General features: G+C 42.1%; 20 protein-coding genes. 9 read left to right on the top strand and 11 right to left on the bottom strand.

The genetic code is table 11. The features are described from left to right. Nucleotides 1-84 precede the first annotated feature (84 nt). Nucleotides 85-2,211 carry a TonB-dependent receptor gene (locus IHE35_RS11280; RefSeq protein ID WP_242787553.1) on the top strand — a complete coding sequence of 709 codons (2,127 nt, stop codon included), beginning with the start codon at nt 85-87 and terminating at the stop codon, nt 2,209-2,211. 110 nt (nt 2,212-2,321) lie between these two features. On the opposite strand, the gene arsH is transcribed toward IHE35_RS11280, so the two are convergent. The 3 genes from arsH to IHE35_RS11265 are packed head-to-tail and all read right to left on the bottom strand — an operon-like array spanning nt 2,322 to nt 4,399. Beyond that, the gene (arsH, locus tag IHE35_RS11275; protein ID WP_242787551.1) at nt 2,322-3,026 is read right to left on the bottom strand and encodes an arsenical resistance protein ArsH; all 705 of its coding nucleotides are present in this window, start codon (nt 3,024-3,026) and stop codon (nt 2,322-2,324) included. A gap of 4 nt (nt 3,027-3,030) precedes the next feature. Then, the gene (gene arsB, locus IHE35_RS11270; RefSeq protein ID WP_242787548.1) at nt 3,031-4,071 is read right to left on the bottom strand and encodes an ACR3 family arsenite efflux transporter; all 1,041 of its coding nucleotides are present in this window, start codon (nt 4,069-4,071) and stop codon (nt 3,031-3,033) included. A gap of 10 nt (nt 4,072-4,081) precedes the next feature. Next, a complete protein-coding gene (locus IHE35_RS11265; protein ID WP_242787546.1) occupies nt 4,082-4,399 on the bottom strand; it encodes a metalloregulator ArsR/SmtB family transcription factor in 318 nt (105 codons plus the stop codon). A gap of 83 nt (nt 4,400-4,482) precedes the next feature. Between IHE35_RS11265 and arsC the strand changes: the two genes are divergently transcribed. Beyond that, entirely contained in the window at nt 4,483-4,911 is a 429-nt protein-coding gene (gene arsC, locus IHE35_RS11260) for an arsenate reductase (glutaredoxin) (RefSeq protein ID WP_242787543.1), read from the top strand. Between the two features lie 315 nt (nt 4,912-5,226). Here the strand turns inward: arsC and IHE35_RS11255 are convergent, their stop codons facing one another. From IHE35_RS11255 to IHE35_RS11225, 7 genes are all read right to left on the bottom strand, one after another. Then, entirely contained in the window at nt 5,227-6,384 is a 1,158-nt protein-coding gene (locus IHE35_RS11255) for a Wadjet anti-phage system protein JetD domain-containing protein (protein WP_242787542.1), read from the bottom strand. Nucleotides 6,385-6,399: 15 nt separating this feature from the next. Further along, nucleotides 6,400-9,858, bottom strand: coding sequence for an SbcC/MukB-like Walker B domain-containing protein (locus IHE35_RS11250; RefSeq protein WP_242787539.1), 3,459 nt, complete (start codon nt 9,856-9,858; stop codon nt 6,400-6,402). Next, complete coding sequence (locus IHE35_RS11245) at nt 9,836-10,417, bottom strand: DUF4194 domain-containing protein (RefSeq protein ID WP_242787537.1); 582 nt, start codon at nt 10,415-10,417, stop codon at nt 9,836-9,838. Before IHE35_RS11245 ends, IHE35_RS11250 begins: the two co-directional genes overlap by 23 nt. 11 nt (nt 10,418-10,428) lie before the next feature. Continuing rightward, on the bottom strand, nt 10,429-11,925 hold the full coding sequence (locus IHE35_RS11240; RefSeq protein ID WP_242787534.1) for a DUF3375 domain-containing protein: 1,497 nt from the start codon (nt 11,923-11,925) through the stop codon (nt 10,429-10,431). 516 nt (nt 11,926-12,441) lie between these two features. Further along, a complete protein-coding gene (locus IHE35_RS11235; RefSeq protein ID WP_242787531.1) occupies nt 12,442-13,725 on the bottom strand; it encodes a ribonucleotide-diphosphate reductase subunit beta in 1,284 nt (427 codons plus the stop codon). A 410-nt stretch (nt 13,726-14,135) separates the two neighbouring features. Continuing rightward, a complete protein-coding gene (locus IHE35_RS11230; RefSeq protein WP_242787529.1) occupies nt 14,136-14,339 on the bottom strand; it encodes a hypothetical protein in 204 nt (67 codons plus the stop codon). A 132-nt stretch (nt 14,340-14,471) separates the two neighbouring features. Further along, nucleotides 14,472-17,309, bottom strand: coding sequence for a ribonucleoside-diphosphate reductase subunit alpha (locus IHE35_RS11225; RefSeq protein WP_242787527.1), 2,838 nt, complete (start codon nt 17,307-17,309; stop codon nt 14,472-14,474). Nucleotides 17,310-17,864: 555 nt separating this feature from the next. On the opposite strand from IHE35_RS11225, the gene bfmR reads away from it, so the two are divergent. Continuing rightward, nucleotides 17,865-18,581, top strand: a complete 717-nt coding sequence (bfmR, locus tag IHE35_RS11220) for a response regulator transcription factor BfmR (RefSeq protein WP_004891693.1) — start codon at nt 17,865-17,867, stop codon at nt 18,579-18,581. Nucleotides 18,582-18,622: 41 nt separating this feature from the next. Continuing rightward, nucleotides 18,623-20,290, top strand: coding sequence for a sensor histidine kinase BfmS (gene bfmS / locus IHE35_RS11215; RefSeq protein WP_242787525.1), 1,668 nt, complete (start codon nt 18,623-18,625; stop codon nt 20,288-20,290). Between the two features lie 90 nt (nt 20,291-20,380). Here the strand turns inward: bfmS and IHE35_RS11210 are convergent, their stop codons facing one another. Then, complete coding sequence (locus IHE35_RS11210) at nt 20,381-20,737, bottom strand: hypothetical protein (RefSeq protein WP_242787522.1); 357 nt, start codon at nt 20,735-20,737, stop codon at nt 20,381-20,383. A 402-nt stretch (nt 20,738-21,139) separates the two neighbouring features. On the opposite strand from IHE35_RS11210, the gene ndhC reads away from it, so the two are divergent. From ndhC to nuoF, 5 genes are all read left to right on the top strand, one after another. Next, a complete protein-coding gene (gene ndhC, locus IHE35_RS11205) occupies nt 21,140-21,685 on the top strand; it encodes an NADH-quinone oxidoreductase subunit A (RefSeq protein WP_242787519.1) in 546 nt (181 codons plus the stop codon). A 6-nt stretch (nt 21,686-21,691) separates the two neighbouring features. Beyond that, a complete protein-coding gene (locus IHE35_RS11200; RefSeq protein WP_242787517.1) occupies nt 21,692-22,372 on the top strand; it encodes an NADH-quinone oxidoreductase subunit B in 681 nt (226 codons plus the stop codon). A gap of 88 nt (nt 22,373-22,460) precedes the next feature. After that, complete coding sequence (nuoC, locus tag IHE35_RS11195) at nt 22,461-24,248, top strand: NADH-quinone oxidoreductase subunit C/D (RefSeq protein WP_242787515.1); 1,788 nt, start codon at nt 22,461-22,463, stop codon at nt 24,246-24,248. 14 nt (nt 24,249-24,262) lie between these two features. Next, nucleotides 24,263-24,772 (top strand): NADH-quinone oxidoreductase subunit NuoE, encoded by a 510-nt coding sequence (nuoE, locus tag IHE35_RS11190; protein WP_242787512.1) that lies wholly within the window; start codon nt 24,263-24,265, stop codon nt 24,770-24,772. Continuing rightward, nucleotides 24,769-26,100 carry an NADH-quinone oxidoreductase subunit NuoF gene (gene nuoF / locus IHE35_RS11185; RefSeq protein WP_242787510.1) on the top strand — a complete coding sequence of 444 codons (1,332 nt, stop codon included), beginning with the start codon at nt 24,769-24,771 and terminating at the stop codon, nt 26,098-26,100. Before nuoE ends, nuoF begins: the two co-directional genes overlap by 4 nt. Nucleotides 26,101-26,107: the final 7 nt, after the last annotated feature.

The following is a 26,107-nucleotide window of genomic DNA, read 5'->3' as shown; positions in this document are numbered from 1 at the left end:
ATTCAAGATTCAGCATAAAACACTTTAAAAAAATATTTTGGCTTCTATGGCATGAATAGATGCCAGACATCAGGAATATGATCTATGTGCCTTCATATAAAACAGTTACCAATAAAATCAACGTTGTCCTGTCTAATAGTCTGTATTAGTCAAGATATCCATGCGGAGGAACCGGGGATGGAGGTACAGCGACTGGCACCTATCGTAGTTGAGGCAACCCGTACCGACCGTGCATTACTGAACACCCCAGCTTCAGCTTATTACCTGAGCCAGAATCAGCAAAATAGCCTGAATGTAAATCTCTCTGAAACCTTAAAAGGTGTGCCAGGCTTACAACTGAATAACCGGGAAAATTATGCACAAGACCTGCAGATTTCCATGCGAGGCTTCGGTGCACGCTCGACTTTTGGTGTGCGTGGTGTGCGTTTATATGTCGATGGTATTCCTGCAACCATGCCGGATGGGCAAGGGCAAACTTCCAATATTGACTTAAATAGCCTCGATCATATTGAGGTACTGAGCGGCCCATTTTCCTCACTTTATGGTAACTCGTCAGGTGGCACAATTTTAACTCAAAGCCGGGAAGGGCAAGGCCCCGATTCACTGACCTTAGGATATTCGGGTGGCAGTCAAAATAAAGGCCAAACCCATCTGGTGCTGCAAGGGGGTTCGGATCATGCCTCTGAGCCAAGCTATGTCATCAGTTCATCCTATTTTGATACCAATGGTTACCGTGACCACAGTAGTGCACATAAAGTTTTGAACAATGCCAAGCTCACTTGGGAGCTGGAAGATGGCAGTAAAATTAACTGGGTGAATAACTATGTCAAAATTACAGCAGATGATCCGAGTGGTTTAACCCGTGAGCAATGGAGAGCCGATCCTAAACAGGTTGCAAATAACGTCCTGTTATATAACGCCCGAAAAAATATTGAGCAGTTGCAAACAGGTTTAACCTGGGAGAAGCCTCTTAATGATCAGCATGAACTCTATGGCATGGCCTATTGGGGACAACGTGAAGTCACTCAATATCAATCAATTCCTCGTATAGCACAAGATAGAGTCAATCATGCGGCTGGTGTAATTGATTTTGACCGCCAGTTTTATGGAGCAGACTTGCGCTGGACAGCTAAGGATATTCTGCCTAATACCAAGCTGATTGCTGGTGTTGCTGTCGATGCTATGACCGAGGACCGGAAAGGCTATCAAAACTTTGTCGGTGACACTTTGGGTATCAAAGGTGAGCTACGTCGTGATGAAGATAATCGCTTATGGAATGCCGACCCTTATCTACAGGCTTCTTATAACATTTCGCCGGATTGGACCTTGGATACAGGCTTACGTTATAGCAATGTACATTTTAAATCTGATGATCATTACTTAAGTAATGGCGATAATTCAGGTAAAACAACTTATGAGAAATTACTGCCTTCAGCCGCGTTAAGCTGGCAGATTCTTCCTGAACTGATGGCCTATGCCAGTTATGCACAAGGTTTTGAAACACCAACTTTTACTGAAATGGCGTATCCAGCGGATGGTAGTAGCCGCACACTTGATCTAAAAGCAGCAGAAAGTGAAACCAATGAAATTGGCTTAAAGTCTGCCAATCATTTCGGTGATTTTACTGCTGCAATTTTCTATACCACGACTCAGGACGATATTGTTTCTGCAGGAAGTGATAATGGACGCTCTACTTTCCGTAATGCGGATAAAACTTTAAGAAAAGGCTTAGAGCTGTCATGGAGTAAAGACCTGTGGCGTGAGCTTACGGCTCAAGCCAGCTATAGCTATATCGACGCCACTTTTGATGCTGATATTCCTGAAATTCTAAATCAGAATGGTGGTATTGCAGTGTCGAGAGTTGAGTCAGGCAACTATATCCCCGGTATTGCCAAAAATCAGGCTTTTCTTGGCTTAGGCTGGAAACCTGAAAATGGTTTAAGTGTTGGTCTGGATGTACGTTATTCAGACCGGATTTATGTCAACGATACCAATACTCAATATGCGCCAAGCTATACCGTGGCTAGTGCAAATGTTGGCTATAACTGGAATATGAAAGACTGGTCTGTAAAAACTTTTGCACGTGTAGATAACCTGTTTGATAAAGATTATTCAGGTTCAGTGATTGTGAATGAAAGCAATGGTCGCTTCTATGAACCGGCAGAAGGACGAAACTGGAGTGCTGGCTTGAGTGTAACGAAAGAGTTTTAATTGAAATGATTTGTTGGTGCTAAATTTTCAAAAAACAAAATCCCGCTTCTTGAGTGGGATTTTTTTAATATTTAAGCTTTGGAAAGTTGATCAGAGGATTTGAGATAAAACTAGATTGTCTGCTGATTTACCCGTTTCGATAATTCCTCGGCGCTTTCCACCCGTTCAGAATATCGATTGGTGAGATAAGCAGACTGACCGCGGGTGAGGAGGGTGAATTTGTAGAGTTCCTCCATCACATCCACAATGCGGTTGTAATAAGGCGATGGTTTCATGCGACCGTCTTCTTCGAATTCAAGGAAAGCTTTCGGTACAGAAGACTGATTTGGAATGGTGATCATCCGCATCCAGCGGCCTAAAACACGCAACTGATTCACTGCATTAAAGGATTGTGAACCACCACAAACCTGCATCACGGCCAGTGTCTTGCCTTGGGTCGCACGAATTGCACCTGCTGCCAGAGGAATCCAGTCAATTTGGGCTTTTAAAATCGAACTCATCGAACCATGACGCTCCGGTGAACACCAGACCATGCCTTCTGACCAGGCCAAAAGTTCATGTAGTTCTTTTACCTTAGGATGATTCGTATCTGCATCTTCAGGTAAGGGTAATCCTTTAGGGTGGAAAATTCTGACTTCAGCGCCAAAATATTCCAGTATCCGGCCGGCTTCCTGAACGGCGAGGCGACTGTAGGACCGGTCACGGTTTGAACCATACAGCAGCAGAATACGAGGTGGATGATCCAGCGCTTTGGCCTGAACTTTATCCAGTGTCGGGGTTTCTAGCAGATTCAAATTGATATTCGGGAGATCCATCGGGTTATGCCTCTTTAAACACTTTTTTTCTTAGCCATAATGAAACGCTGACCAGCGCAATCAGAACTGGAACTTCAACCAGAGGACCAATCACAGTGGTAAATGCTACAGGGGACGCGAGACCAAAAGTGGCAATTGCAACCGCCAGTGCCAGTTCAAAATTATTACCGGCGGCGGTAAAAGAAATAGCCGCAGTTTTAGGATAATCATTGCCCATCCACTTGCTCATAAAGAAACTGATAAAGAACATCACAATGAAATAAATGGTTAAGGGGATAGCAATTCTGAGTACATCCAGTGGCAGGCTGACCACATCACCGCCTTTCAGGCTAAACATGGCGACAATGGTAAATAACAGGGCCAGCAGGCTGAGCGGACTGATTTTTGGAATAAACTTCGTTTGATACCATTCTAGACCTTTTTGCTTGACCAGAATCAAGCGCGTCAAAAAACCCAGCAAAAATGGAATCCCCAGATAAACCAGAACCGCGTGGGTAATCGTCCAGAAGCTGACATCAATCACCTGTGCTTCCACACCAAAATAAGGCGGCAAGAAGGTCAAAAACAACCAGGCATAGCTACTGAAGAACAGAATCTGGAAAATACTGTTAAATGCCACCAGTCCGGCCACATATTGATTATCGCCACAAGCCAGACCATTCCAGACCAGCACCATGGCAATACAACGCGCCAAGCCGATCAGGATGACCCCCGTCATATATTCAGGATAGGATTGCAGGAAAATCAGCGCCAATGCAAACATCAGGCAGGGTGCAATCAGCCAGTTCTGAACCAGAGAAAGGGTAAGCGTGCTTTTATCCTTAAACACCTGCGGCAAGGTGGCATAGTCCACTTTGGCAAGCGGTGGATACATCATGATAATCAGACCAATGGCAATCGGAATATTGACCGAATCAATACTCATCCGGTCTAAAGCGATCGACGCCTGAGGAAAGAAAACCCCAATCCCGATCCCCAGCAGCATGGCGATAAAAATCCAGATGGTCAGATTCTTATCTAAAAATGACATTTTTGAAGCAGACATGATATTGGGCTCAGGATAATTCGCAGGGTGCTGAAATGGTAGATTTTAACTTTTGAATTTCCGGATCTTGTGCGATGACTTTTAATACTTCATTTGCCCAGACCGGCAAATCAGGATTTAAACGGTAGTAAACCCATTGTCCTTGGCGTTGATCCAGCAAGATGCCCAGATTTCTCAATAAGGCCAGATGACGGGAAATTTTGGGTTGGCTCAGATTTAATTGTTCTGTGAATTCACAGACGCAAACATTCTGCTTGGCCATAACCAGCTTTAAAATATCTAAACGTGTTGAATCGGCAAGACATTTAAAAAAATCGGTCTGATGCATTGCGATATCCTGATATATTTGCTATTGCGAATATACGGATATCCATATATAAAAGCAATATCGTTTCTGTACTGAGAAAAGTCATGTCCCAAAAGATCAAGATTTATCATAATCCTGAATGTGGAACCTCTCGAAATACTTTGGCCTTGATCCGTAATACCGGTGAGGAACCACAGGTGATAGAGTATCTGAATACACCACCAACAAAAGAAGAACTGATTCAGTTAATTCAGGATGCTGGTCTGTCGGTACGTGAAGCGATTCGTAAAAATGTAAAGCCCTATGAAGAACTTGACCTGGAAAGCAATCATTGGACAGATCATCAACTGATTGATTTTATGCTGCAACATCCGATTTTGATCAATCGTCCATTTGTGGTGACTGAACTTGGTGTGAGATTATGTCGACCATCAGAAGTTGTTTTGGATATTCTTTCTGCTCCGCAGCGCGCAGCTTTTAGCAAGGAAGATGGGGAAATGATTATTGATGAAGCGGGGAAGCGGTTAAAATAAATTCCAGAATTGAAGCTGATCAATCAGATCATGAAAAAAGCCACCGCGAGGGTGGCTTTTTATTTAAAGTTAAAATGACCGATAGCATGAGATTTATTTTTTTAATGAAATCAAAGATTTTTTAGCTTTTTTGACATTCAATATTAACTGTGTTTTTCCCGTTGTGGGAGGTTTAGTTGATCATCTAGAGTAACTATATGAAAATCATCTTCGAATTATTTTAATCCTGTTACTAAGAGGGTATTTTTCGATCCGAATAATTTATTTCAAAAAGCTCATAAAAATTTAAAGCCTTATCATCAGACCATTATAAAGCTAGATACTAATGTTTGCATGAAGTGCTTTATTGACGTGCTCGACTGTAATTTTTTCTTGTTCCATACGCCAGTTATTGGATTTTACTAGTTGATATAAGTATTGCTCTTCATTGTTGAGGTGGTTTTCTACGTTTATTATTGAAGGGGTTCCCGAATCCTGTTCAAAGAATAGATCGAACGTAATTTTATCCATAAGAAAACTTTTGGCATGAGGGAAATAACTTCTGAATTGGGAAAGAATTTCAAAGCCCTGAGCATCAATGTCCCCCCAATAAAGTAATTCAACATGATCGAGCCAGGTTACTTTTTTCAGCTCCGCTATTTTATAGCCGCTGCCAAAAATGACGATTGTATTAGACATATCGGGCAGGGTGAGTGCAGTATAAAAACTAACTTTATTTTCAATCACAATGACACGTTTTATCGGTAGTGATAAAGATTGAAATTGGCTTAAGGGAATTGCTAGATCAGAGATCCCGAGTAGATATTGGTTGCTGAGTTGTGAGTCCAAAATACGGAAACGAACTTGTGATTCATATACTTTTAAATTAAAGCAATGTTCAAAAATGGTCTGTTTAGGGTCGCAATATTCTGGAATTATTTCTAGTAACAAGGCGCGAAGAATGCCCTTGTTTTGCTCAATAAATTTGGTATGTACAAGAATGGGTAACTCACGGATATATAAGTTTGGCTGAGGCGTAGTTTGAAAATATTGGCAGACTTTTAGCAAACTGTCCCAATTATTCGCATGTTCAATGACCTTTAATGGATTAAGTTCAATCCATGTTTTCAATTGAGGTATCAGCTGCAGTATCTTTTGATAGTTTTGTCTAAAGATTTCAACTTCATCGTATTTGGAAATATAGCGAACAAAGTCTTCTTCGCATTCAAAAAAGACTCTTGCTGGCAGGTCTTGTAAACCTAAGTATTTTGTTCTAATAGTCTGATACTCAATGGAGTAGCCAAATATATTCTTTTCTTTGCTGTCTTTTGATATATAACTGATTTCGCGTCTAAACTCATCCATTGATGATTTGTTATAACTCTTATTACCAGGAATATCTAATGGGAAGATAGTCCCTCCGGTGATGAGAGATTTTAAATATTCGGCGTACTTGCGCTGAGCTTTTAATTTGATTTCTTGTGCAGTAATCATTTCATTAAACTTTCGCTAAAACTGTTGAGTGACAGGTAAGTTATGCATGTCGTTTGTTTGTCGAGTTTCTCTATTAATCCATTGTTCTTTTTCTTCTTTAAACTGTTCGATTGGCATGTCATATAGCCAAGAATGACGTTCATTCTTCCGCTCAACATAATGTACGAAGGAAATATCATTTTCTACAATATGGATATTATCGCTCGGGGTGACAACCAAAAGCTGTAAATGCAGCTGCTTACATAGGTTAATAAGATAACGTGCTTTGTCTTCGTCTTGGGCTTTAAATGCCTCATCAATTGCGATGAAACGGAATGAGTCACTTTGTAAGCCTTCTTTTGTTAAGCCAAATTGATATGCAATGGCAGATCCTAGGATAGTGTATGTTAGCTGTGCTTTTTCACCTCCAGAAAGTTGTCCCATGTTTTCATAGGTCTTGAACTTACGATGATTTTCCCGATAAAATTCTTCAGCTTTATAACTAAACCAAAAGCGAACCTGCATGACTTTTTTGCGCCAATCCTCATGATCAAGTTTCTTGATAAATGGCTCAATATGATTCACAAAGTGTAAATGTTGAGCTTCAGGATTCTTTTCAATCTCTCTGGCATTAGGAATAGCCTGCTCTAAAAGTCTTTTGAAGTCTTTAATTTCATCGCTAATGCGGGTAGGGAAAACGATTTGGATATAGGTTTTGAAATCTTTATCTCTGAAATCTATTTCCTGTAGGGCATCATTCAGTGTTTGAATATTTTCCTTAATTGAGTCAGCCCAATTCATAAAGAACATGCGGAAATCACTAACCTTGTTGGTTATGGTTTCATGTAAATAATCATTAAATCTTTTCTCGAATTTAGGAAGATTATCGTTCTGTAGTTTTTCCAGGAAAGTTTGGTATTCACCAATTAAGTCCAAATGCTCCGGGTCAGGCAGATGATGTACATCAGATCTCCAATCTATAAACTTGGAAGTAATTACTTCGTTGGGGTTTTTAAATTGAAAGATTCTCTTGGTAATTTGGTCCGTATGATTTTTGAGACGGTCATCGAGCGCTTTTGTTTGGTTATTAAAATAGGTCAACATCTCGATTTTTTTCGTATCAATATTTTTAAACTCAACCTGGCTATAAGTTGGATATGCTTCGACGAAAGAGGTAGTATCCACAGCGATCGAGGAGGAGAGGGATTGCTGTTCCTTTTCAATCTGAGAGGAAATCTCTTCTATTTTCTTCTCAACACTAAAGATTTCTCGTTGAGCATGGGTAATAGAGGTATCTTTCAATGTAGAGAGTTTGGTTTCAACATCCACTAATTGTTGTTGTAGTGCTGCTATACGATCATTTGCTTGTTTTAATACCTCAAGTTGTCGTTTGAGGTCTTCAATTTGTCTGGCATCGTTTTGCCAGTCAATGTCATCAAATTGTTCATACTTATCGATAAGCTTGTTACAGTTGGCTTGATGTTGTTTGAGCTGTTCGACTTTCTCATGAGCTCGATCTATTTTTGCCTTATTGTTGGTTTGATCTTCTTGAAGGGCATTAAACCTGTTCCTTAATAAAGAGATCTTTTCTTGGTTATCCCAGCCTAGAATATAGTTATCACGGTGAGTGATGTTCTGGCGATCGTCTTTTTCATGTTTACCTTTGGTGGATTTGATAAGTCCTTGTTGGGTTACTGCTTTTTCATTGTAGTGGTTAAATTCCTCTAGACTATTTACACAAGCATAGTCAAACTGGTGTTTGATAACATCCTCAATGCCAGTGATGTATGTGCTTTTTGGGTTGAATTCCAATTTGTTAAATAATGCATTAGCAGAGGGCTGTTTTAGCGAGCTGAACGAGTTCAGCTGAGAAATATCCTGATAACGCTGGTATACGATGCGGCCTTTTAAGTTAGTCCGGTTCACGTACTCATTGACTTGTTTGTAATATTTTTCTGGTATAACTAGGCGTAATGCGAAGCTGTGCAGGATTTTCTCAATGGCTGGTTCCCAAGCCATTTCCTCACTCTTTACTTTGATGAGCTCGGCAATGAACGGGATTTCATGTTTATTGGCGCCAGTATGTTGCAAAATTTCATCGCGAATACTGGCTACACGACCAGTAATATTATTCTGGTTCCTTTGCAAAGTTTGAATATTCTCCATGAGCTCACTAATGCCACGCTGAATGTCTATTTTCTCATTTTCAAGTTTGCGTAGTTCTAGTTGTTTATCTTGTTGCTGTTGCTCTAAGTCCTTAGCAGACTTCTGTGCTTGAGTTTTGTTGTGTAGAAATTGATTGATATCAGGATTTAGAATCAGCCCGAGTGAGCATACCAGCTGATTATATTCCTCCAATCTTTTTGAGCGTTGCTCACAACTTTTTTCTAAAGGGTTAATCCGTTGCTTTAAGCTCTCAATTTGGCCACCAACATGGTCAGATTTGATTTGTACCTTTAAATCTGTTTGCTGTTCAGTAAGTTGCGTTTCTTGCTCCCGTAATCTAGATAGATCAATGCCTTTGATGGTCAATTCGGCATTTTGTTTTTCGAGTTCTTGTGCTGCAAGCTCAACGAACTTTTTCGTAAACCAATAGTTCCCTTGTTTTTTAAACTGATCAAGCCGTTCTTTTTGTTGAGTGACGTGTTGAATACTCTGCGCAAGCTCATCAATTGGAAGCAGCTGGTTAATTTGTTCTTTCGCTTTCTCGATATTGGTTTTTGCTTCCATGAGCGTCACAAAACTTGCTTTTAATTGCAAGTATTCATTTTCTGCATCACGATTTTCCAGCATGTTATTGCGAATAAACTCATCCAAATCATCGAGCACTTTAACGCCAACGACCTGATTAAAAAGGCTAAGGGCGGTTGCTGAGCGCATACCTAATAGATCAGCAAAGCGTTCAGCGTAGCCAGTAGGCCCATCAAAAAACTCAATGATACGCTTACTTTGATTACTGTATTGTTTTTCTAATCGTTTTTTCCAGCTGCCTTTCGCATCAAAGTGGTTAAAATCTTCACTAATGGTTAAGTCGGTATGGGCTAAGCCAAAGGTGCGTTTGAGTTCGCCATTGCTGAACCAGCGAACCTGAAAAAGTGTGATTGTACGAAAGTCAGTATTACTAAAGTTGGCTAATATGACAGAGTAGCAGTTTTTATCCCGTAGTTTTTGAGTTGAGGTGCCAGCTTCACCCTCGTTTTGAATATTGCCATAATGGCCAAGGACATACGTTTCTTCAGTTCGATCCCCCTTTTTATCAATCCCAGAGGATTGGTTATAGAAGCGATCTTTCTTTACCGGAACAAGCAATGTCAGAAGGGCATCAATAAATGTGCTTTTACCTGATGCATTTGCGCCAGTCAACAGCGAGTTATTGCCTTGAGGCATAATTCTGAAGATACGATCATCAAAAGTTCCCCAGTTATACACTTCCATATAATTAAGGCGGAAGCCAGCACGGTCAGAACTTGTACTAAATAGACTGTAGGTAGTCATTTATTTTTCCTTTGAATTCTTGTAATTCGTTTAAACTGATTTTTTCTTTGATAATGCGATGAATTTGATAGGTTTTTTCCAGTTCCTTTTTCGAAACCAACCTGAGATAGCCGAGTTCCTCTATAGTATCAATATGCCTGTCTAGGTCTTTTTGGAATTTAAGATGGTTATAGCTCTCTTGAAGAAATAGCTCCAACTCTTCACGAATTTGAATATTGGAAATGAATTTTTCACTGGCTTGGTACTGTGTCGGATTGCTATCAAACTCTTCTAGGCTATTGCGCAGTACAACCAAGACAATGGAGGCCTCAAAACTTATAGCACGTCTTTGTACAAGTCCTAAGGTGCCACCTTCGCTATCTTCCATTTGCTTGACATAGGCAAAGCCTTCATCCTTTTTAATGATTAATTCAAGCCCAATTGTTCCAACATAGTCCTGAATTGCAGCCTGATAATGAATAATGCTTTCCCATAGTAGAGAGCTACGTTCGATTGGTGATTTCAGTAGTCTTATAATGGCTCTGGAGTAGGGTTGTTCGTACTGTTCTAAATTTGGCACTTTAATAATCCTTAAGAGCATATGACAATAATTTCAGGAATCTGAATGACCTTTTGCTGAGCTTGATCGAAGCAGATACGCAGTTGATGCTCGTCATTCACTGTATGTTTAAAATCTTTGATGACATCCATGTATCCAAATAACTCTGGTAATCCTTGAGAAAGTCCACCTTGTTTATCAATGAGTTCCTGAATGCTTGCTTGTGATTGATGAAGTAGAATGCCTTGAATATGCTGTCTGATTTTCTTTTTATCAACATGGATGTGTGCAAACAGTTTTGCCAATTGTTCCGAGTGAGCCAGGTCCATGCTTGCCAGAGTAGGGTTTATTTTATAGTCAACTGGTTTGGATTTTTCATAGCTTAACTTTTTCTCAAAAGGAATTTTTATTTCTGCTGAGGTTTCAAGCTCAAAACCAATATCTGGTTTTTGGTTGTGCTTATTTAAGATTAGCAGAGATTTCTTGATATCCTGAATAATGCTTTTTGTAAGTGCAGATTGAGAGGCTTCACTTTCTCTAATGATGCGGCTCAACTTTTCAGCCATACGATCGTTGGCTTTATAAACTTTTTGACCTGATTGATACAGGTACTTCTTCATTCCACGCAGAAAAAAGTCGTCGATCTGAATATTCTTTTCTTGAAGCATTTCATATAAGGAAATAACTAGACTGTCCCATTCTTGTTGCAGACTTGGATTGAGCAGGAAAGACCAAAAAGCATAGAAACTTTTACCTTGAGAGCTTTCTTTAAGAGCGTCAAGTGAGTCAAAGGCAAATTGTAAGATGTCACTTTTGTATAGATTCCCTTCGGCATGACGTTGATAGATATCTTTGGTAATTGATTTAAAGTTTTCCTCTACTTCTTTGAAGTCAGATAGAAGCTCTTTTGCGGATTGGGTGATTTCTTTAAAACGAGGTGTAATCTGATATTCTTCATAGATATTAATATCTTCGCCAATCTTAAGGCGTTGAATTTGCTGTTCAATTTCTAGCTTCTTTTGCTCTAATACTTGGATACGGTTTTCTACATTGTCATTGGTATTTTCTACTAGCTCTTTGAGTTGACTAAAGATGTATTTGAATTTGGATTCAGTACCGACAAATTCCTCTTTTGTGAGGCTTTGTAGCCAGTCTAATGTCTTATTTGTGTGAGAAGATAACTCATAAAATATGATGCCTTGATCATCCTGATAGTTGCTGAGAAAGCCTTTATTGGTCCAATGTTGAATATAGCGTTTTGCTTTTGCCTCATAAGTCGTAAGTGATAAATCCTGATCTGTATTGAAGTCATCAGCTAGATCAAACTCGTCATTATCGTTAATCGAATCAAGATTCGTTTCAATATATTTGATTAAAGCTAATTGCAGTTTTTCTGATGAGTTAGATGGTTGTTGAGTGGGAAAAGCCTCAAGCAGAAACTGAATAACCCATTCTCTGTTTTTCAGACACAAAAGAGTAATGCTGGGAGATGTTCTAAGAGAGATAGATATTTCTTGAACATTTGGCATTTCCTTGCTCCATGATTGGTTTTTAACGATTTTATGATTATTAATATCCAAATAAATCATTCACGAAAGCGACTAGAGCCTCATGAGTTATGGGCTAGTTAAGGTTTATCAAGTGCAGAGAGATATGGATACCATATATAAAATTAATCACTGCAATGAAGGTTACCGAATACAGTCTGAATAATTAGTGTTTAGTTTGGTTAGATATTAACTTTAATTGTTGCGTAACATGTTAAATTTAATAGTTATACAATAATCTATTGATCACGAATTGCACAGTTTGGTTCGGGTAAAGAGCGACAAAGTATGTCGCATAGTTTTAAATTGTTTATTACACATGTAATGGCTGTTTGTAGATTATTATGTAACGAATGCCATCTAGCATTAGTTATTTTTTAAAGTTCGATATGCAAAAAAAATAGAGCCACATGAGCTCTATTTTTTAGTTAATGTAATAATCTTGAATATGTGTCAAAAATCTCACATCAACTGTCATTTAACGACAACAAAATTAGCTTACCAGCTTAGCGCACCGCCAGTTTGGTAATCTGTTACGCGCGTCTCGAAAAAATTCTTCTCTTTACGCAAGTCCATCATCTCTGACATCCACTGGAATGGGTTATTCACACCAGCGAACTGTTCAGGCAAGCCTAATTGCGCCAGACGACGGTTAGCAATGAACTTCAGGTATTCTTCCATCATGCCAGCATTCATACCCAATACACCGCGCGGCATGGTATCACGTGCGTATTCGATTTCCAGCATGGTACCTTCAAGAATCATCTGAATGATTTCTTCCTGGAATTCAGTCGTCCATAAACCTGGGTTTTCGATCTTGATCTGGTTGATCATATCGATACCGAAGTTCAGGTGCATCGACTCATCACGCAGGATGTACTGGAATTGCTCGGCAACACCATTCATCTTGTTACGACGGCCCATAGACAGGATCTGGCTGAAACCACAGTAGAAGAAGATACCTTCAAGTACACAGTAGAACGCGATCAGGTTGCGAAGCAGGATCTGGTCGTTTTCAGGTGTACCAGTTTTGAAAGTAGGATCACTTAAAGACTGAGTATATTTCAGGCCCCAAGCGGCTTTACGTGCAACTGATGGTACTTCGCGGTACATGTTGAAGACTTCGCCTTCATCCATACCTAAAGATTCGATACAGTACTGGTAAGCATGGGTGTGAATCGCTTCTTCAAACGCCTGACGCAAAATGTACTGACGGCATTCAGGGTTGGTAATGTGACGGTAAATCGCCAGTACCAGGTTGTTTGCAACCAGTGAATCGGCAGTCGAGAAGAAACCAAGTGAACGCATCACAATGGTACGTTCATCTTCAGTCAAGCCATTTTCAGACTTCCACAACGCGATGTCGTGGTTCATGTTAACTTCTTGAGGCATCCAGTGGTTTGCACAACCGTCCAGATACTTCTGCCAAGCCCATTCGTATTTGAATGGAACAAGCTGGTTCAAGTCCGCACGACAGTTAATCATTGCCTTGTCGTCAACCTGTACACGTTGCGCACCCATTTCAAGCTCTTCTAAGCCTGGTGCAACATCAAGCTGTTCTAGGGAAGCAGATGCTCTTGCCAGCGAATCGGTTGGATTTGATCCTCGGTTTTGAGTGGCTCTAATGGGTTGTGCAGCTGCCACATCCGACGATGTGTTGCTTGCATCAGATACCACTTGTGAATGAGTCGCTTTTTGCGGCTCGACGGGCGCAGGCTGCTGTGTTTGTGCAGCTGGTTTTTGCGAATCATCTTCGAAATCGTCCCAACTTAGGATAGACATATCAGTTCTCTCTTCGATGCTTATATCTTTTATTAGACATTCAGCCTCGCTGAAATGTCCTACTATACGCTCAATTTATGTAAGCAAAATTAAGTTTTGTCGATGACTGCTCTGCTTTTGTACGGAAGAGCAAAAATCCCCACTACTTATTTTGCTTGCGCGATTTATGAGCCTTAAACCAGAAATAGGCAATTGGCAAATAAAAGGTAAGTACAAAGGAAACGACCAATGCGACAAGTCCTAACATGTAATTGTGAGTCATATGCGGCATGGTGGTTTCCTTATTTATATTAAATTTTAAATCCTCCCCAAACCCCTCCTTTAATAAAGGAGGGGCTTCCATCCACCTATTTTGATTTCTGGAAGTCCCCCTTGGTAAAAGGGGGATTTAGGGGGATTCTAGAAAAACCTTAGCGATTAATGTTTTTCTTTTCAGATGCAACGACCTTAGTAATTGCATCTTCATTAATATTTGATTGAGATGCTAGATCTGAAGAATGCCCGGCACTGCCACCCAAGAGAAAATATATTACTAATAGGCGGCAAATAATTTTTTCAGCTTCTTCAAATACTACACGTACTTTCTTTCTAAAATCTTTTAACTTCTTCGACATGTTCGCTCCTAAAAGGAATCAATCATTACGAAGTAGCAAGAGTGAGTTCTTATGCTAACCACTCATAAGAATCAACCATTGCTAATCTCGCAATTATGAGATAAATCTCGGTTGATTCCTAAATGGGTTAACTTACTGACAAGCCTCACAATCAGGGTTGTCAATCGAACATGCCATTGGCACTGGCGCTGCTTGCGCAAAACCTTCTTCCTCTGCAGGAACTTCAGGTTTTTTCGCTTCAACCACCGGAGCGGCTGCTGCAACAGGTGCTGCGGTTGCAGTCGCTTTAACAGCATTTAGTGCGCCAGTATTAATAGTCGATTTCTCAGCAGAAGTCGCACCCAATGCACGTAGGTAATAAGTGGTTTTAAGACCACGTAACCACGCCATTTTGTAAGTGATGTCCAGTTTTTTACCGTTTGCACCAGCGATATAAAGGTTCAGAGACTGCGCCTGGTCGATCCATTTTTGACGACGTGATGCAGCATCTACGATCCAGCGAGTTTCAACTTCAAACGCAGTCGCGAAGATGGCTTTAAGCTCTTCAGGAATACGGGAAATCTTCTGCACAGAACCTTCGAAATGTTTCAGGTCATTCACCATCACAGCATCCCAAAGACCACGTTCTTTCAATGCACGAACAAGGTAAGGGTTAATCACTGTGAATTCACCAGACAAGTTTGATTTCACATACAAGTTTTGGAATGTTGGCTCAATGGATTGCGACACGCCACAAATGTTTGAAATCGTAGCAGTTGGCGCAATTGCCATCACATTCGAGTTACGCATACCGTCTTTTTGAACTTTGGCACGTAAAGTGTCCCAATCCAAACGTTGAGTACGATCCACTTCGAACATACGTTCAGGACGTGATTTAGCCACGATGTCTAAAGAATCGATTGGTAAAATACCTTGATCCCATAGTGAACCTTTGAAAGTTTCGTATGTACCACGTTCAACAGCAAGGTCGCTAGATGTTGCAATTGCGTAGTAAGAAATCACCTCCATTGATTCATCAGCAAACTCAACCGCAGCATCAGAACCATAAGCAAGGTTCATTTCGTATAGCGCATCTTGGAAGCCCATGATACCCATACCAACAGGACGGTGTTTCAAGTTCGAGTTACGTGCTTGTGGAACAGCGTAGTAGTTGATGTCAATCACGTTATCAAGCATACGAACAGCAGTTTTTACTGTACGAGCAAGCTTTTCACGGTCTAACACACCACCTTGAACGTGTTGTACCAGGTTAATCGAACCCAGGTTACATACCGCAATTTCGTCTTTGCTTGTGTTCAAGGTAATTTCTGTACACAAGTTAGAAGAATGAACTACACCCACGTGTTGTTGTGGTGAACGTAAGTTACATACGTCTTTGAATGTGATCCACGGGTGACCAGTTTCAAACAACATAGACAGCATTTTGCGCCACAAATCTTTTGCACGGACTTTCTTGTGCAACATGTTTGTTTCTTTGGCAACGCTTTCGTAGTAAGCATAACGCTCAGCGAATTCTGCACCAGTCAAATCATGTAGATCTGGTGTTTCAGAAGGCGTGAACAGTGTCCATTCAGCATCTTCGAATACACGTTGCATGAACAGGTCAGGAACCCAGTTCGCAGTGTTCATGTCATGCGTACGACGACGGTCATCACCGGTGTTCTTACGAAGTTCCAGGAATTCTTCGATGTCCAGGTGCCAGGTTTCAAGGTATGCACATACTGCACCTTTACGCTTGCCACCTTGGTTTACCGCAACAGCAGTATCGTTCGCCACTTTAAGGAACGGAACAACACCTTGTGATTTACCATTTGTACCTTTGATGTACGAGTTCAAGGCACGAACAGGTGTCCAGTCGTTACCTAAACCGCCTGCCCATTTAGACAACATAGCGTTATCACGCATCGCGCCATAAATGTCATACAGGTCATCATCAATTGTAGTCAAGTAGCAACTAGACAACTGTGGACGAAGCGTACCTGAGTTAAATAGGGTAGGCGTCGACGCCATGTAGTCAAAGCTAGACAATAAGTTATAGAACTCGATTGCACGCTCTTCACGGTTTTCTTCATTTAGGGCAAGACCCATCGACACACGCATGAAGAATAATTGCGGAAGTTCGAAACGTACGCCATCCGAGTGGATGAAGTAACGGTCAAATAATGTTTGTAGACCTAAATAAGTAAACTGATTCGAGCGTTCTGGTTGAATCGCTGCTGCAAGTTTAGCCAGGTCAAAGTTTAATAATTCAGGTGAAAGAAGTTCTAGCTCAATCCCTTTTTTCAAGTAAGTTTCCAGCGCATCGCCTTCAACTGTATCTGCAGGTAGACCCAAGAATTCTAAACCAGTTGCCACCAGGTCATTACGTAACAGGCGCGCAGTCACATAGGTATAGTTTGGTTCTTGTTCGATACGGGTACGCGTCGCCATCATCATGGTCGTAGAGATGTCTGACTCTTTTACGCCGTTGTAAAGGTTTTTAACAGTCTCGTCGACAATTGCCTGAACGTCGATGCCTTCAAGGCCTTCAGCAGCTTTAGCAACAGTTGCAGTCAGTTCGCTCAAGTCAAGCGGTTTCAGCTTGCCTGCTGCATCAGTAATTTGCAGGGTAGGGTGATGGTTGGCACCCAGTTGCTTACGAGCGTCAGAACGTTGTTCGCGATAGATGACATAGGCACGCGCAACTTTCTGTTCGCCAGTACGCATAAGCGCAAGTTCAACCTGATCCTGGATTTCTTCAATGTGAATCGTCCCACCAGAAGGCAAGCGACGTTTGAAAGTGTTCATGACCATTTCCGTCAGCTGCTCGATACGATCGTGAATACGGCTCGAGTCAGCACTTTGTTGGCCTTCAACAGCCAAAAAAGCCTTACCAATTGCGACAGAAATTTTTTCTGCATCAAAAGTGGCAACATCACCGGTGCGTTTAATCACCTGAAGTTGACCAGGAGTTGAAGTAATTACGCTCATTTTAGCATAGCTCCATTGTCATCTATTTTTATGTTTATGGACCGTTTGAACTGGGCAATTTTTATGCCACAGTGTTTGAGGAATAAACACAATACCTAGTGGTTTAAAAATTAATTGAACACAAGATACGGGAAAATTTAGGGTAGATCAATATTGACATTTTAATAAATATTTAAGTGAAACAACCTGAGAAACTTTATTAAAAAAATCCTTTTTTTTATCATCTTGGTGCAAGCCTTATCCGGCAAGGCGTAGCATAACAAAGCTGGCAAAAAGTGCTTATAGATAACATTGTGGATAACTTTTTTTAAGTAAATTTGGGACCATTTTTTATTCAGATAAACGGTTTTCTAGCGCAGAGCTAAGCAAGGTTGTGTATAAAAAATGTCGCTAACAGAAAGATCAGCAAAAAAATATTACAAAATGCTACTTTGATGTATCAGTTTGGTGAACGCTATCTTGTTTACAATGTAAACGTGTGTATATTGCTTGCTATATCCACCGTATCTATCAGATTTCAAAAGGATACGTCCATCGAATAAAGGTGCACAATATATGAGCCAAGAAGAAAAGTTACCCAAAATTCTAATCGTTGAAGATGATGAGCGTCTTGCTCGTTTAACTCAGGAATATCTTATTCGTAACGGACTTGAGGTTGGGGTAGAGCCCGACGGTAATCGTGCGATTCGCCGCATTATCGCCGAGCAGCCAGACATGGTGGTGCTTGATGTCATGTTGCCAGGTGCGGATGGTTTAACCATTTGTCGTGAAGTTCGTCCGCATTATCATCAACCGATTTTGATGTTGACTGCACGTACTGAAGATATGGATCAGGTATTAGGTCTGGAAATGGGTGCGGACGATTATGTTGCCAAGCCAGTTCAGCCACGTGTCCTGCTTGCGCGTATTCGTGCCTTGCTGCGTCGTACGGATAAAGTGCCTGAAGATGAAGTGGCTCAGCGGATTGAATTTGACGATCTTGTGATCGACAATGGTGGCCGTTCTGTGACCTTGAATGGTGAACTGGTGGACTTTACCAGTGCAGAATATGACCTGTTGTGGTTGCTTGCGTCAAATGCGGGTCGTATTCTTTCTCGTGAAGATATTTTTGAGCGTCTGCGTGGCATCGAATATGATGGCCAGGACCGTTCGATTGACGTGCGTATTTCGCGCATCCGTCCGAAAATTGGTGATGATCCAGAAAACCCTAAACGTATCAAGACTGTTCGTAGTAAAGGTTATCTGTTCGTTAAGGAAACCAATGGCATGTGATGCATGTCATTCCTAAGCTGAATAAGCGGGAAAGCTTATAAGTGTTCAAGCACAATATATTTTTGCGTATTTATGCAGGACTTGTCATTCTGGTACTCCTGGTGACTCTGTTCGGTTATTTGTTGGTGCAAATTATTAATTACCAGCGCGCGCAGGTATATCGTGAGTCCTTGACTGATGGTATGGCCTATATCATGAGTGAAGGGGTAGCACGCCAGCCGAATATGCAGCAGAAACTGGACTGGATTTCGGATGCTTCAGATTTGCTGGAGCTTCCTATCTATTATGTAGAAGCTGAAAAAGTTGATCTGACCCGGGCAGAGAAACGCCGTATCGAAGACCGTAAGGCGGTGGTGCGCTGGGATGCGCAAACTTCAGTGGCTTATGTGGTCATTGGATTGCGCGATGATCCGAAGCATTTCCTATATATAAAAGCAGATAATATTACCGAGCGCCAGATGAAGGCGCTGCCGGTGTTTATTCTGGACTATCTGGTTTATTTCCCAGGTCAGGAAAAAGAATATCTGGAAAAAATCGAGCCGTATTTCTCTTATCCAATCAGTATTCAGGATGTGCAAAGTCTGCCGCTCGATTCAGAACAGATTGGCCGTCTTCGTTTAGATCACAGTATTATTCTCTATCGTGATAGTGCCACGATTCGTGGTACCACTATTTCGATTGTTTCGCCAATTCCGAGCTCCGTGTCTGAAGTGCTGGTGATGGGACCTGTACCATTGTTTAACTGGATGCCATTCCAGTTGGCAGCGGGGATTACTTTGCTCAGTATGTTTGTGCTGAGTCTGGGTGTGTATGGTTTGCTGGTGCCGATGCAACGCAAACTGCGTGAAGTCAGCTATGCCTTGAACAAGATGAAGTCTGGTAATATGTCGGTGCGTCTGGCGATAGATGGTAAGGACGAAATGGCATTGCTGGCATCGAGCTATAACGCCATGTCGGATCATATTCAGCGTCTGATCGAAGCCCAGCGTGAGTTGATGCGTGCGGTATCACACGAACTGCGGACACCGGTTGCACGGATTCGTTTTGCCATGGAAATGCTGGCAGATGAAGATGACTATGAATATCGTCTGCAACAGATGGAGCAGATCGATAAAGACATTGAAGCACTTAACAAGCTGATTGATGAGATCATGACCTATGCCAAGCTGGAGCAGGGTACACCTTCACTCGATTTTGAGAAGATCAATCTGTATGAAGTCCTGGATCAGGTGGTCATTGAAACTGAAGCGCTGAAAACTGGTAAGAAGGTTGAGCTGCATCAGGTACCGATGGATATCGAAGTTGAAGCCGAGCGTCGTTATCTACATCGTGTGGTACAGAACCTGGTGGGGAATGCGGTACGTTATTGTGATGAAAGAATCATGATTAGCGGCGGTATTGATGTCAATAATCAGGCCTATATTTGTGTAGAAGATGATGGGCCGGGGATTCCGGAAGAAGATCGTGCTCGTGTTTTTGAAGCCTTTTCGCGCCTGGATGATAGTCGTACCCGTGCATCTGGTGGCTATGGTCTGGGATTGTCGATTGTCAGCCGGATTGCCTTCTGGTTCGGTGGTAAGGTCGAAGTAGATCAGAGCCCTGAGCTGGGTGGTGCGCGCTTTACCATGAGCTGGCCAGCACAGCGTTATAAGAAAAAATCTCGCTTTAAGGCGATTGAAGAAAATAAAGAAGACTTTGATTCTTTATAAAGGGTTTTATAGGTAATAAAAAACGATGCATCCGCATCGTTTTTTATTGAAGCTCATCAATGAATAAGAAATTAAATTCTATAAATAGCTTTACTCGTGGATTTTAGCATCGGGTTCAATAATCGGTTTACCTTCGCGTAAACTTTTGACTGCTTCCGAATTCAGATTCAGCAGAAGGTTATTGTACTTGCCATCGATGCTATAACCTTGAATCAGTTTCTGGTCGCCATGCAGAGTTTCCACGCGATATTCATCAGCAATATTTAAAATACCTTCTAAATTTGTCGAGGCTGAAGCGAAATCCTTGCCAAACAGGTCATAAATATTCTGCAAGTTAAAATTAGGATTATTTTCCTGAGGGTGCTTCATAATATAATTTTCAAGATGTCGAACAAATAGCTGGGCATAGAGAAAATAATCAGGTTTATGGGTGAACTTTAAACTCATATATTCAATCCTTATTGTTCGTTTTTGTGCTGTTTATAGGAATAACACAAAGCGACAAACGGATGAAGTTGCAGACGCAAGTGGTTGCAAAAAATACACAATTCACAGGTGCTAACTGTGTTTCAGTAGCATCAATGATGAGCACAATTAAGCTGATTGTGGAAAAAATAATGAATTTATTATTTTTAATTTGTTAAAGCGATTGTTTAGCAACGTGGGCGATGGAGCCTAGAAAAATCGGGTATTCGTCCAAAAAATCATCCAAAAGACTAAGGCTTATAAGCTAGCAAGTGAAATCCAAAATCAGGTACAATTGGCGGGATTAATTTTGTGTTTGGTGTATTTGAAGGCCAATACATACATTCTTTGTTAATACATAGGCCTGCCAGGAGTTATCCCCGCATGAGTGCCATTACTCCATACGAATGGGCAATTATTGCCTTCGTGATCGGCGTTACATTTTTATGCGTCTTTATGCTGACTGTCCCATTACTCCTTGGGGGTAAATCATGGGGCCGTGCGAAGCAGGACCAGTTTGAGTCAGGCGTAGTCAGCGCAGGTGGAGCTCGTATCCGCTTGTCTGCAAAATTCTATTTGGTTGCAATATTCTTCGTCGTATTTGATTTGGAAGCACTTTATCTCTATGCATGGGCAGTTTCTGTTCGTGAAGTGGGTTGGGTTGGTTTTGCAACTGCAGCGATCTTTATTTTAGTTTTACTTGTTGGTTTGATTTACGAATTATCGACAGGCGCGCTGAACTGGGCACCTTCAGACAAACGTAAGGCGGCAGGAATTAAAGCTAAGATTGGTTCGCCAAACATGGATCTTGCAGAAATTACGCGCTTCAATTCGGTTGAAGAATTGGTGATGGATCCTACGGGGCAAATCCCAGCTCAATCATCTGGTCGTGTGAAAGGTTCACCGGCTCCATTATCTGATAAGGAGTAATACGGGATGAAATATACATTAACCCGTGCGAATCCGGATGCTGATCAATATCCACTTCAGGAGCGTATCGTTGTAGACGACCCGCTTCTACAGGAAGAAGTGAATAAAAATGTATTCATGACTCGTTTAGAGGATGTGATGCATACAGCAGTAAACTGGGGGCGTAAGAACTCAGTTTGGCCGTTCAACTTTGGTACATCATGCTGCTACGTAGAGTATGCAACGACCTTAACCGGCGTGCATGACTTGTCACGTTTCGGTGCCGAAGTTATTCGTGCTTCACCGCGTCAGGCAGACTTGATGATTGTTGCAGGTACCTGCTTCGTGAAAATGGCTCCGGTTATTCAACGTCTGTATGAACAGATGCTTGAACCGAAATGGGTTATTTCAATGGGTGCATGTGCAAACTCAGGTGGTATGTACGACATCTATTCAGTTGTACAAGGCGTGGACAAAATTATCCCGGTGGATGTGTACATCCCAGGCTGTCCGCCACGTCCTGAAGCATTGATCCAGGCATTAATGCTATTGCAAGACCAGATTCAACTTGAGCGTCGTCCGCTTTCTGCGGTGATTGGTGATGATCTTCAGCCAGTGTATAAGCCAAAGATGATGCCAGAACGTGACCGTAAGAAAGATCAGCGTATTGCTGTGAAAAATCTGCGCTCAATGGATGAAATTAAATAATTTAAGCGACAAATTTCTTTATGCACCCGACTTGGGTGTAATTGTCGTTTAGGTTGACTGAATTTGTATTAAATAGGAAGCCAAGCCAATGGCTGAAACTGACATTGCTATGCCAGAATCAACAGCAGTTGATTCCCGCCCTGCATTTGCAATTGTAGAAGAACTCAAAACCAAATTTGGTGAGAACTTCTATGTGCAAACAACTTTCGAGGATTTCCCGACAGTCTGGGTTGAGCGCGCACGTGTACAAGACGTTTTAATGTTCTTGCGTACAGTGTCACGTCCATACGTGATGCTGTTCGACCTGTCAGCGGTAGATGAGCGTCTGCGTACGCACCGTGACGGTTTACCTGCGTCTGACTTTACAGTGTTCTATCACTTGTTATCGCTAGAGCGTAATACGGATATCCGTATTAAAGTTGCGTTGAATGAGAGCGATCTCAATATCCCGACTGCAACGAATATCTGGCCAAACGCGAACTGGTATGAACGTGAAGCCTATGACATGTTTGGTATCAACTTCGAAGGGCATCCAATGCTCCGTCGTATTTTGTTGCCGACTTACTGGGAAGGTCATCCGCTACGTAAAGAGTATTCTGCACGTGCGACTGAATATACCCCGTACCGTCAAAACCAGGCCAAACAAGATTATGAACAAGAACATCTTCGTTTCGTTCCTGAAGACTGGGGCATGAAACGCGGCACAGCCGATGAAGACTTCATGTTCCTGAACTTAGGTCCTAACCACCCGTCTGCGCATGGTGCTTTCCGTGTCATCCTACAGATGGATGGTGAAGAAATTAAGGACTGTGTACCGGATATTGGTTATCACCACCGTGGTGTAGAGAAGATGGCTGAGCGTCAAACCTGGCACTCTTTCATTCCGTATACAGACCGTGTTGACTACCTGGGTGGTTGTGCGCAAAACATGCCATACGTGATGGGTGTTGAGCAGATGGCCGGGATTACTGTTCCTGACCGTGCACAATGTATCCGCGTGATGATGTCGGAACTGTTCCGTATCAATAACCACTTGCTGTATATCGGTACTGCGATTCAGGATGCCGGTGGTATGACCCCTGTATTCTATATGTTCGCTGACCGTCAAAAGATCTATGACGCAATCGAAGCGATCACCGGTTACCGTATGCATCCAGCATGGTTCCGTATCGGCGGGACTGCGCATGACCTTCCAAATAACTGGCAGCATCTGATCCGTGAAATCCTGGATTGGATGCCAAAACGTTTGAAGGAATACCACACTGCAGCCCTGAAAAACTCAGTCTTTGAAGGCCGTACCCGTAACGTGGCGCAATACGATGCGAAATCTGCATTGGCATGGGGCGTAACAGGTACCGGTTTACGTGCAACTGGTATCGACTTTGACGTACGTAAATACCGTCCATACAGTGGTTATGAAAACTACGATTTCGAAGTGCCGGTGGAGTACGAAGGCGATGCATATGCACGTGTGATCGTTCACTATCGTGAAATTGAACAATCGCTGAAAATCATCAAGCAGTGTCTGGACAACATGCCATCTGGTGCGTATAAAGCAGACCATCCATTGGCTGTTCCACCACCAAAAGACAAGACATTACAAGATATTGAAACCTTGATTACGCACTTCTTAAGCGTATCTTGGGGTCCTGTAATGCCAGCAGGCGAAGCATCTGTCATGGCGGAAGTGGTGAAAGGTGCATCGAACTACTACTTGACTTCAGACAAGTCAACGATGAGTTACCGTACCCGTATTCGTACACCAACCTTCACGCATTTACAGCAAATGCCTTCTGTGATTAACGGCAGCTTAATGTCTGACTTAATCATTTATTTAGCGACAATTGACGTCGTAATGGCTGACGTGGATCGCTAAGGGGTAATCGCATTATGATGATTTTGACTGATAAAAAGCCACGTGTGAATGTTGAAGGGATTTTGACTGCGGAAGAAATCCAGGAAATTCAACATCACATTGAGCATTATCCGTACCCACGTGCGGCGTGTTTAGATGCGCTTAAGCATGTACAACGCCGTAATGGTTGGGTTGATGATGCGCAAATGAATGCAATTGCACAATTGCTTTCAATGAGCGTTGCGGACCTCGAAGGTGTTGCGACGTTCTATAACCGTATTTACCGTCAGCCAGTAGGCCGTCACGTAATTTTATTATGTGATTCGATCGCTTGCTTCTTGATGGGTGCAGAAACTTTGGCTGAAGCATTCCAACGCGAATTGGGTATTTCTTTTGGTCAAACCACTGCAGATGGTCGTTTTACTTTGCTTCCAATTTGCTGTTTAGGCAACTGCGACAAAGGCCCAACTTTAATGATTGATGAAGATACTCACGGTCTTGTTGAAGTGACATCAATTAAACAGTTATTGGAGAAGTATGTATGAATACTGAACCAAAACCAATTTATGGCGACGGCAACCCGGAAACTCATCCATTAACATGGCGCTTGAGTAAACAGGCAAACGTACGCAATGCAGATGACTACGAAGCTTTAGAAGGCTACGCAGGCTTCAAAAAAGCATTGTCTATGCCGCCAAAAGATGTGCTTGATGTGATTAAAGCAGCGACTGTTAAAGGTCGTGGTGGTGCAGGCTTCCCAGCAGGCATCAAATGGTCTTTGATGGCGCCAAATGACAATTCAGGTCCACGTTACCTGATTTGTAATGCCGATGAGATGGAACCAGGTACCTTTAAAGACCGTCTGTTGATGGAAGATCTTCCGCATCAGTTGATCGAAGGGATGTTGATTGCAGGCTATACGCTTGAAGCAACACACGGTTATATCTTTATCCGTGGTGAGTACATCGAAGCTGCGAAGTATTTGAACGAAGCTTTAGAACAAGTTCGTGCCAAAGGTTACTTGGGTGAAGACATCCTTGGATCAGGCTGGAACTTTGAAATGCACGTGCATACCGGTGCGGGTCGTTATATCTGTGGTGAAGAAACTGCATTGATTAACTCGCTTGAAGGTCGCCGTGCAAACCCACGTACGAAGCCACCATTCCCACAAGTTGCAGGTGCTTGGGGTCGTCCTACGATTGTCAACAACGTAGAGACCTACAACAACCTACCCGCAATTATGCTTCGTGGCCCTGAATGGTATATCGGCTTATCTGCGGGTAAATCAAAAGATCCAGGCACAAAAATCTATGGTGCATCAGGTAAAGTTAAATTCCCAGGTCTTTGGGAACTTCCATTCGGTACAACTGCGCGCGAAGTGATCGAAGATCATGCGGGCGGTATGCGTGATGGTTTAAAACTAAAAGCTTGGTTACCAGGCGGTGCTTCAACTGACTTCTTGGCAGCTGAACATATCGATCTTCCAATGGATGCGGAAAGCATCATGAAAGCAGGTTCACGTTTGGGTACCTGTTTGCTCATGGTGGTTGATGAAACACAATGTATGGTTTCAGCAACACGTAACCTAGAAGAATTCTTTGCGCGTGAGTCTTGCGGTTGGTGTACACCTTGCCGTGATGGTTTACCTTGGGCGGTTAAAGCGCTTAAAGCACTGGAAGATGGTACAGGTAAGAAAGAAGATATCGATCACTTACAAGAGCTTACTCGTAAGCTTTGGATTGGTAAGACTTTCTGTGCTCACGCACCAGGTGCGATGGAACCACTTATGGGCGCACTCAAACATTTCCGTGGCGAGTTTGAAGCTAAAGTTGTGAATGCAGCGGCTCAGACTAGCAACGTAGAACAAGCTTAAGGAATTC

Origin of the sequence: Acinetobacter sp. ASP199 (genome assembly GCF_022700675.1) — a bacterium.
In the GTDB taxonomy this organism is placed as follows: domain Bacteria; phylum Pseudomonadota; class Gammaproteobacteria; order Pseudomonadales; family Moraxellaceae; genus Acinetobacter.
This window is presented reverse-complemented; position numbering and strand designations above follow the sequence as displayed.

Coding starts and splice junctions, on each gene's coding strand:
- arsH (WP_242787551.1), bottom strand. CDS start 3,026: ATGGATCTCCCGAATATCAATTTGAATCTGCTAGAAACCCCGACACTG.
- IHE35_RS11255 (WP_242787542.1), bottom strand. CDS start 6,384: ATGATTACTGCACAAGAAATCAAATTAAAAGCTCAGCGCAAGTACGCC.
- IHE35_RS11265 (WP_242787546.1), bottom strand. CDS start 4,399: ATGCATCAGACCGATTTTTTTAAATGTCTTGCCGATTCAACACGTTTA.
- IHE35_RS11235 (WP_242787531.1), bottom strand. CDS start 13,725: ATGTCTATCCTAAGTTGGGACGATTTCGAAGATGATTCGCAAAAACCA.
- IHE35_RS11280 (WP_242787553.1), top strand. CDS start 85: ATGTGCCTTCATATAAAACAGTTACCAATAAAATCAACGTTGTCCTGT.
- nuoF (WP_242787510.1), top strand. CDS start 24,769: ATGAATACTGAACCAAAACCAATTTATGGCGACGGCAACCCGGAAACT.
- nuoE (WP_242787512.1), top strand. CDS start 24,263: ATGATGATTTTGACTGATAAAAAGCCACGTGTGAATGTTGAAGGGATT.
- nuoC (WP_242787515.1), top strand. CDS start 22,461: ATGGCTGAAACTGACATTGCTATGCCAGAATCAACAGCAGTTGATTCC.
- IHE35_RS11200 (WP_242787517.1), top strand. CDS start 21,692: ATGAAATATACATTAACCCGTGCGAATCCGGATGCTGATCAATATCCA.
- arsB (WP_242787548.1), bottom strand. CDS start 4,071: ATGTCTGCTTCAAAAATGTCATTTTTAGATAAGAATCTGACCATCTGG.
- arsC (WP_242787543.1), top strand. CDS start 4,483: ATGTCCCAAAAGATCAAGATTTATCATAATCCTGAATGTGGAACCTCT.
- IHE35_RS11240 (WP_242787534.1), bottom strand. CDS start 11,925: ATGCCAAATGTTCAAGAAATATCTATCTCTCTTAGAACATCTCCCAGC.
- IHE35_RS11225 (WP_242787527.1), bottom strand. CDS start 17,309: ATGAGCGTAATTACTTCAACTCCTGGTCAACTTCAGGTGATTAAACGC.
- ndhC (WP_242787519.1), top strand. CDS start 21,140: ATGAGTGCCATTACTCCATACGAATGGGCAATTATTGCCTTCGTGATC.
- IHE35_RS11250 (WP_242787539.1), bottom strand. CDS start 9,858: ATGACTACCTACAGTCTATTTAGTACAAGTTCTGACCGTGCTGGCTTC.
- bfmR (WP_004891693.1), top strand. CDS start 17,865: ATGAGCCAAGAAGAAAAGTTACCCAAAATTCTAATCGTTGAAGATGAT.
- IHE35_RS11210 (WP_242787522.1), bottom strand. CDS start 20,737: ATGAGTTTAAAGTTCACCCATAAACCTGATTATTTTCTCTATGCCCAG.
- IHE35_RS11230 (WP_242787529.1), bottom strand. CDS start 14,339: ATGTCGAAGAAGTTAAAAGATTTTAGAAAGAAAGTACGTGTAGTATTT.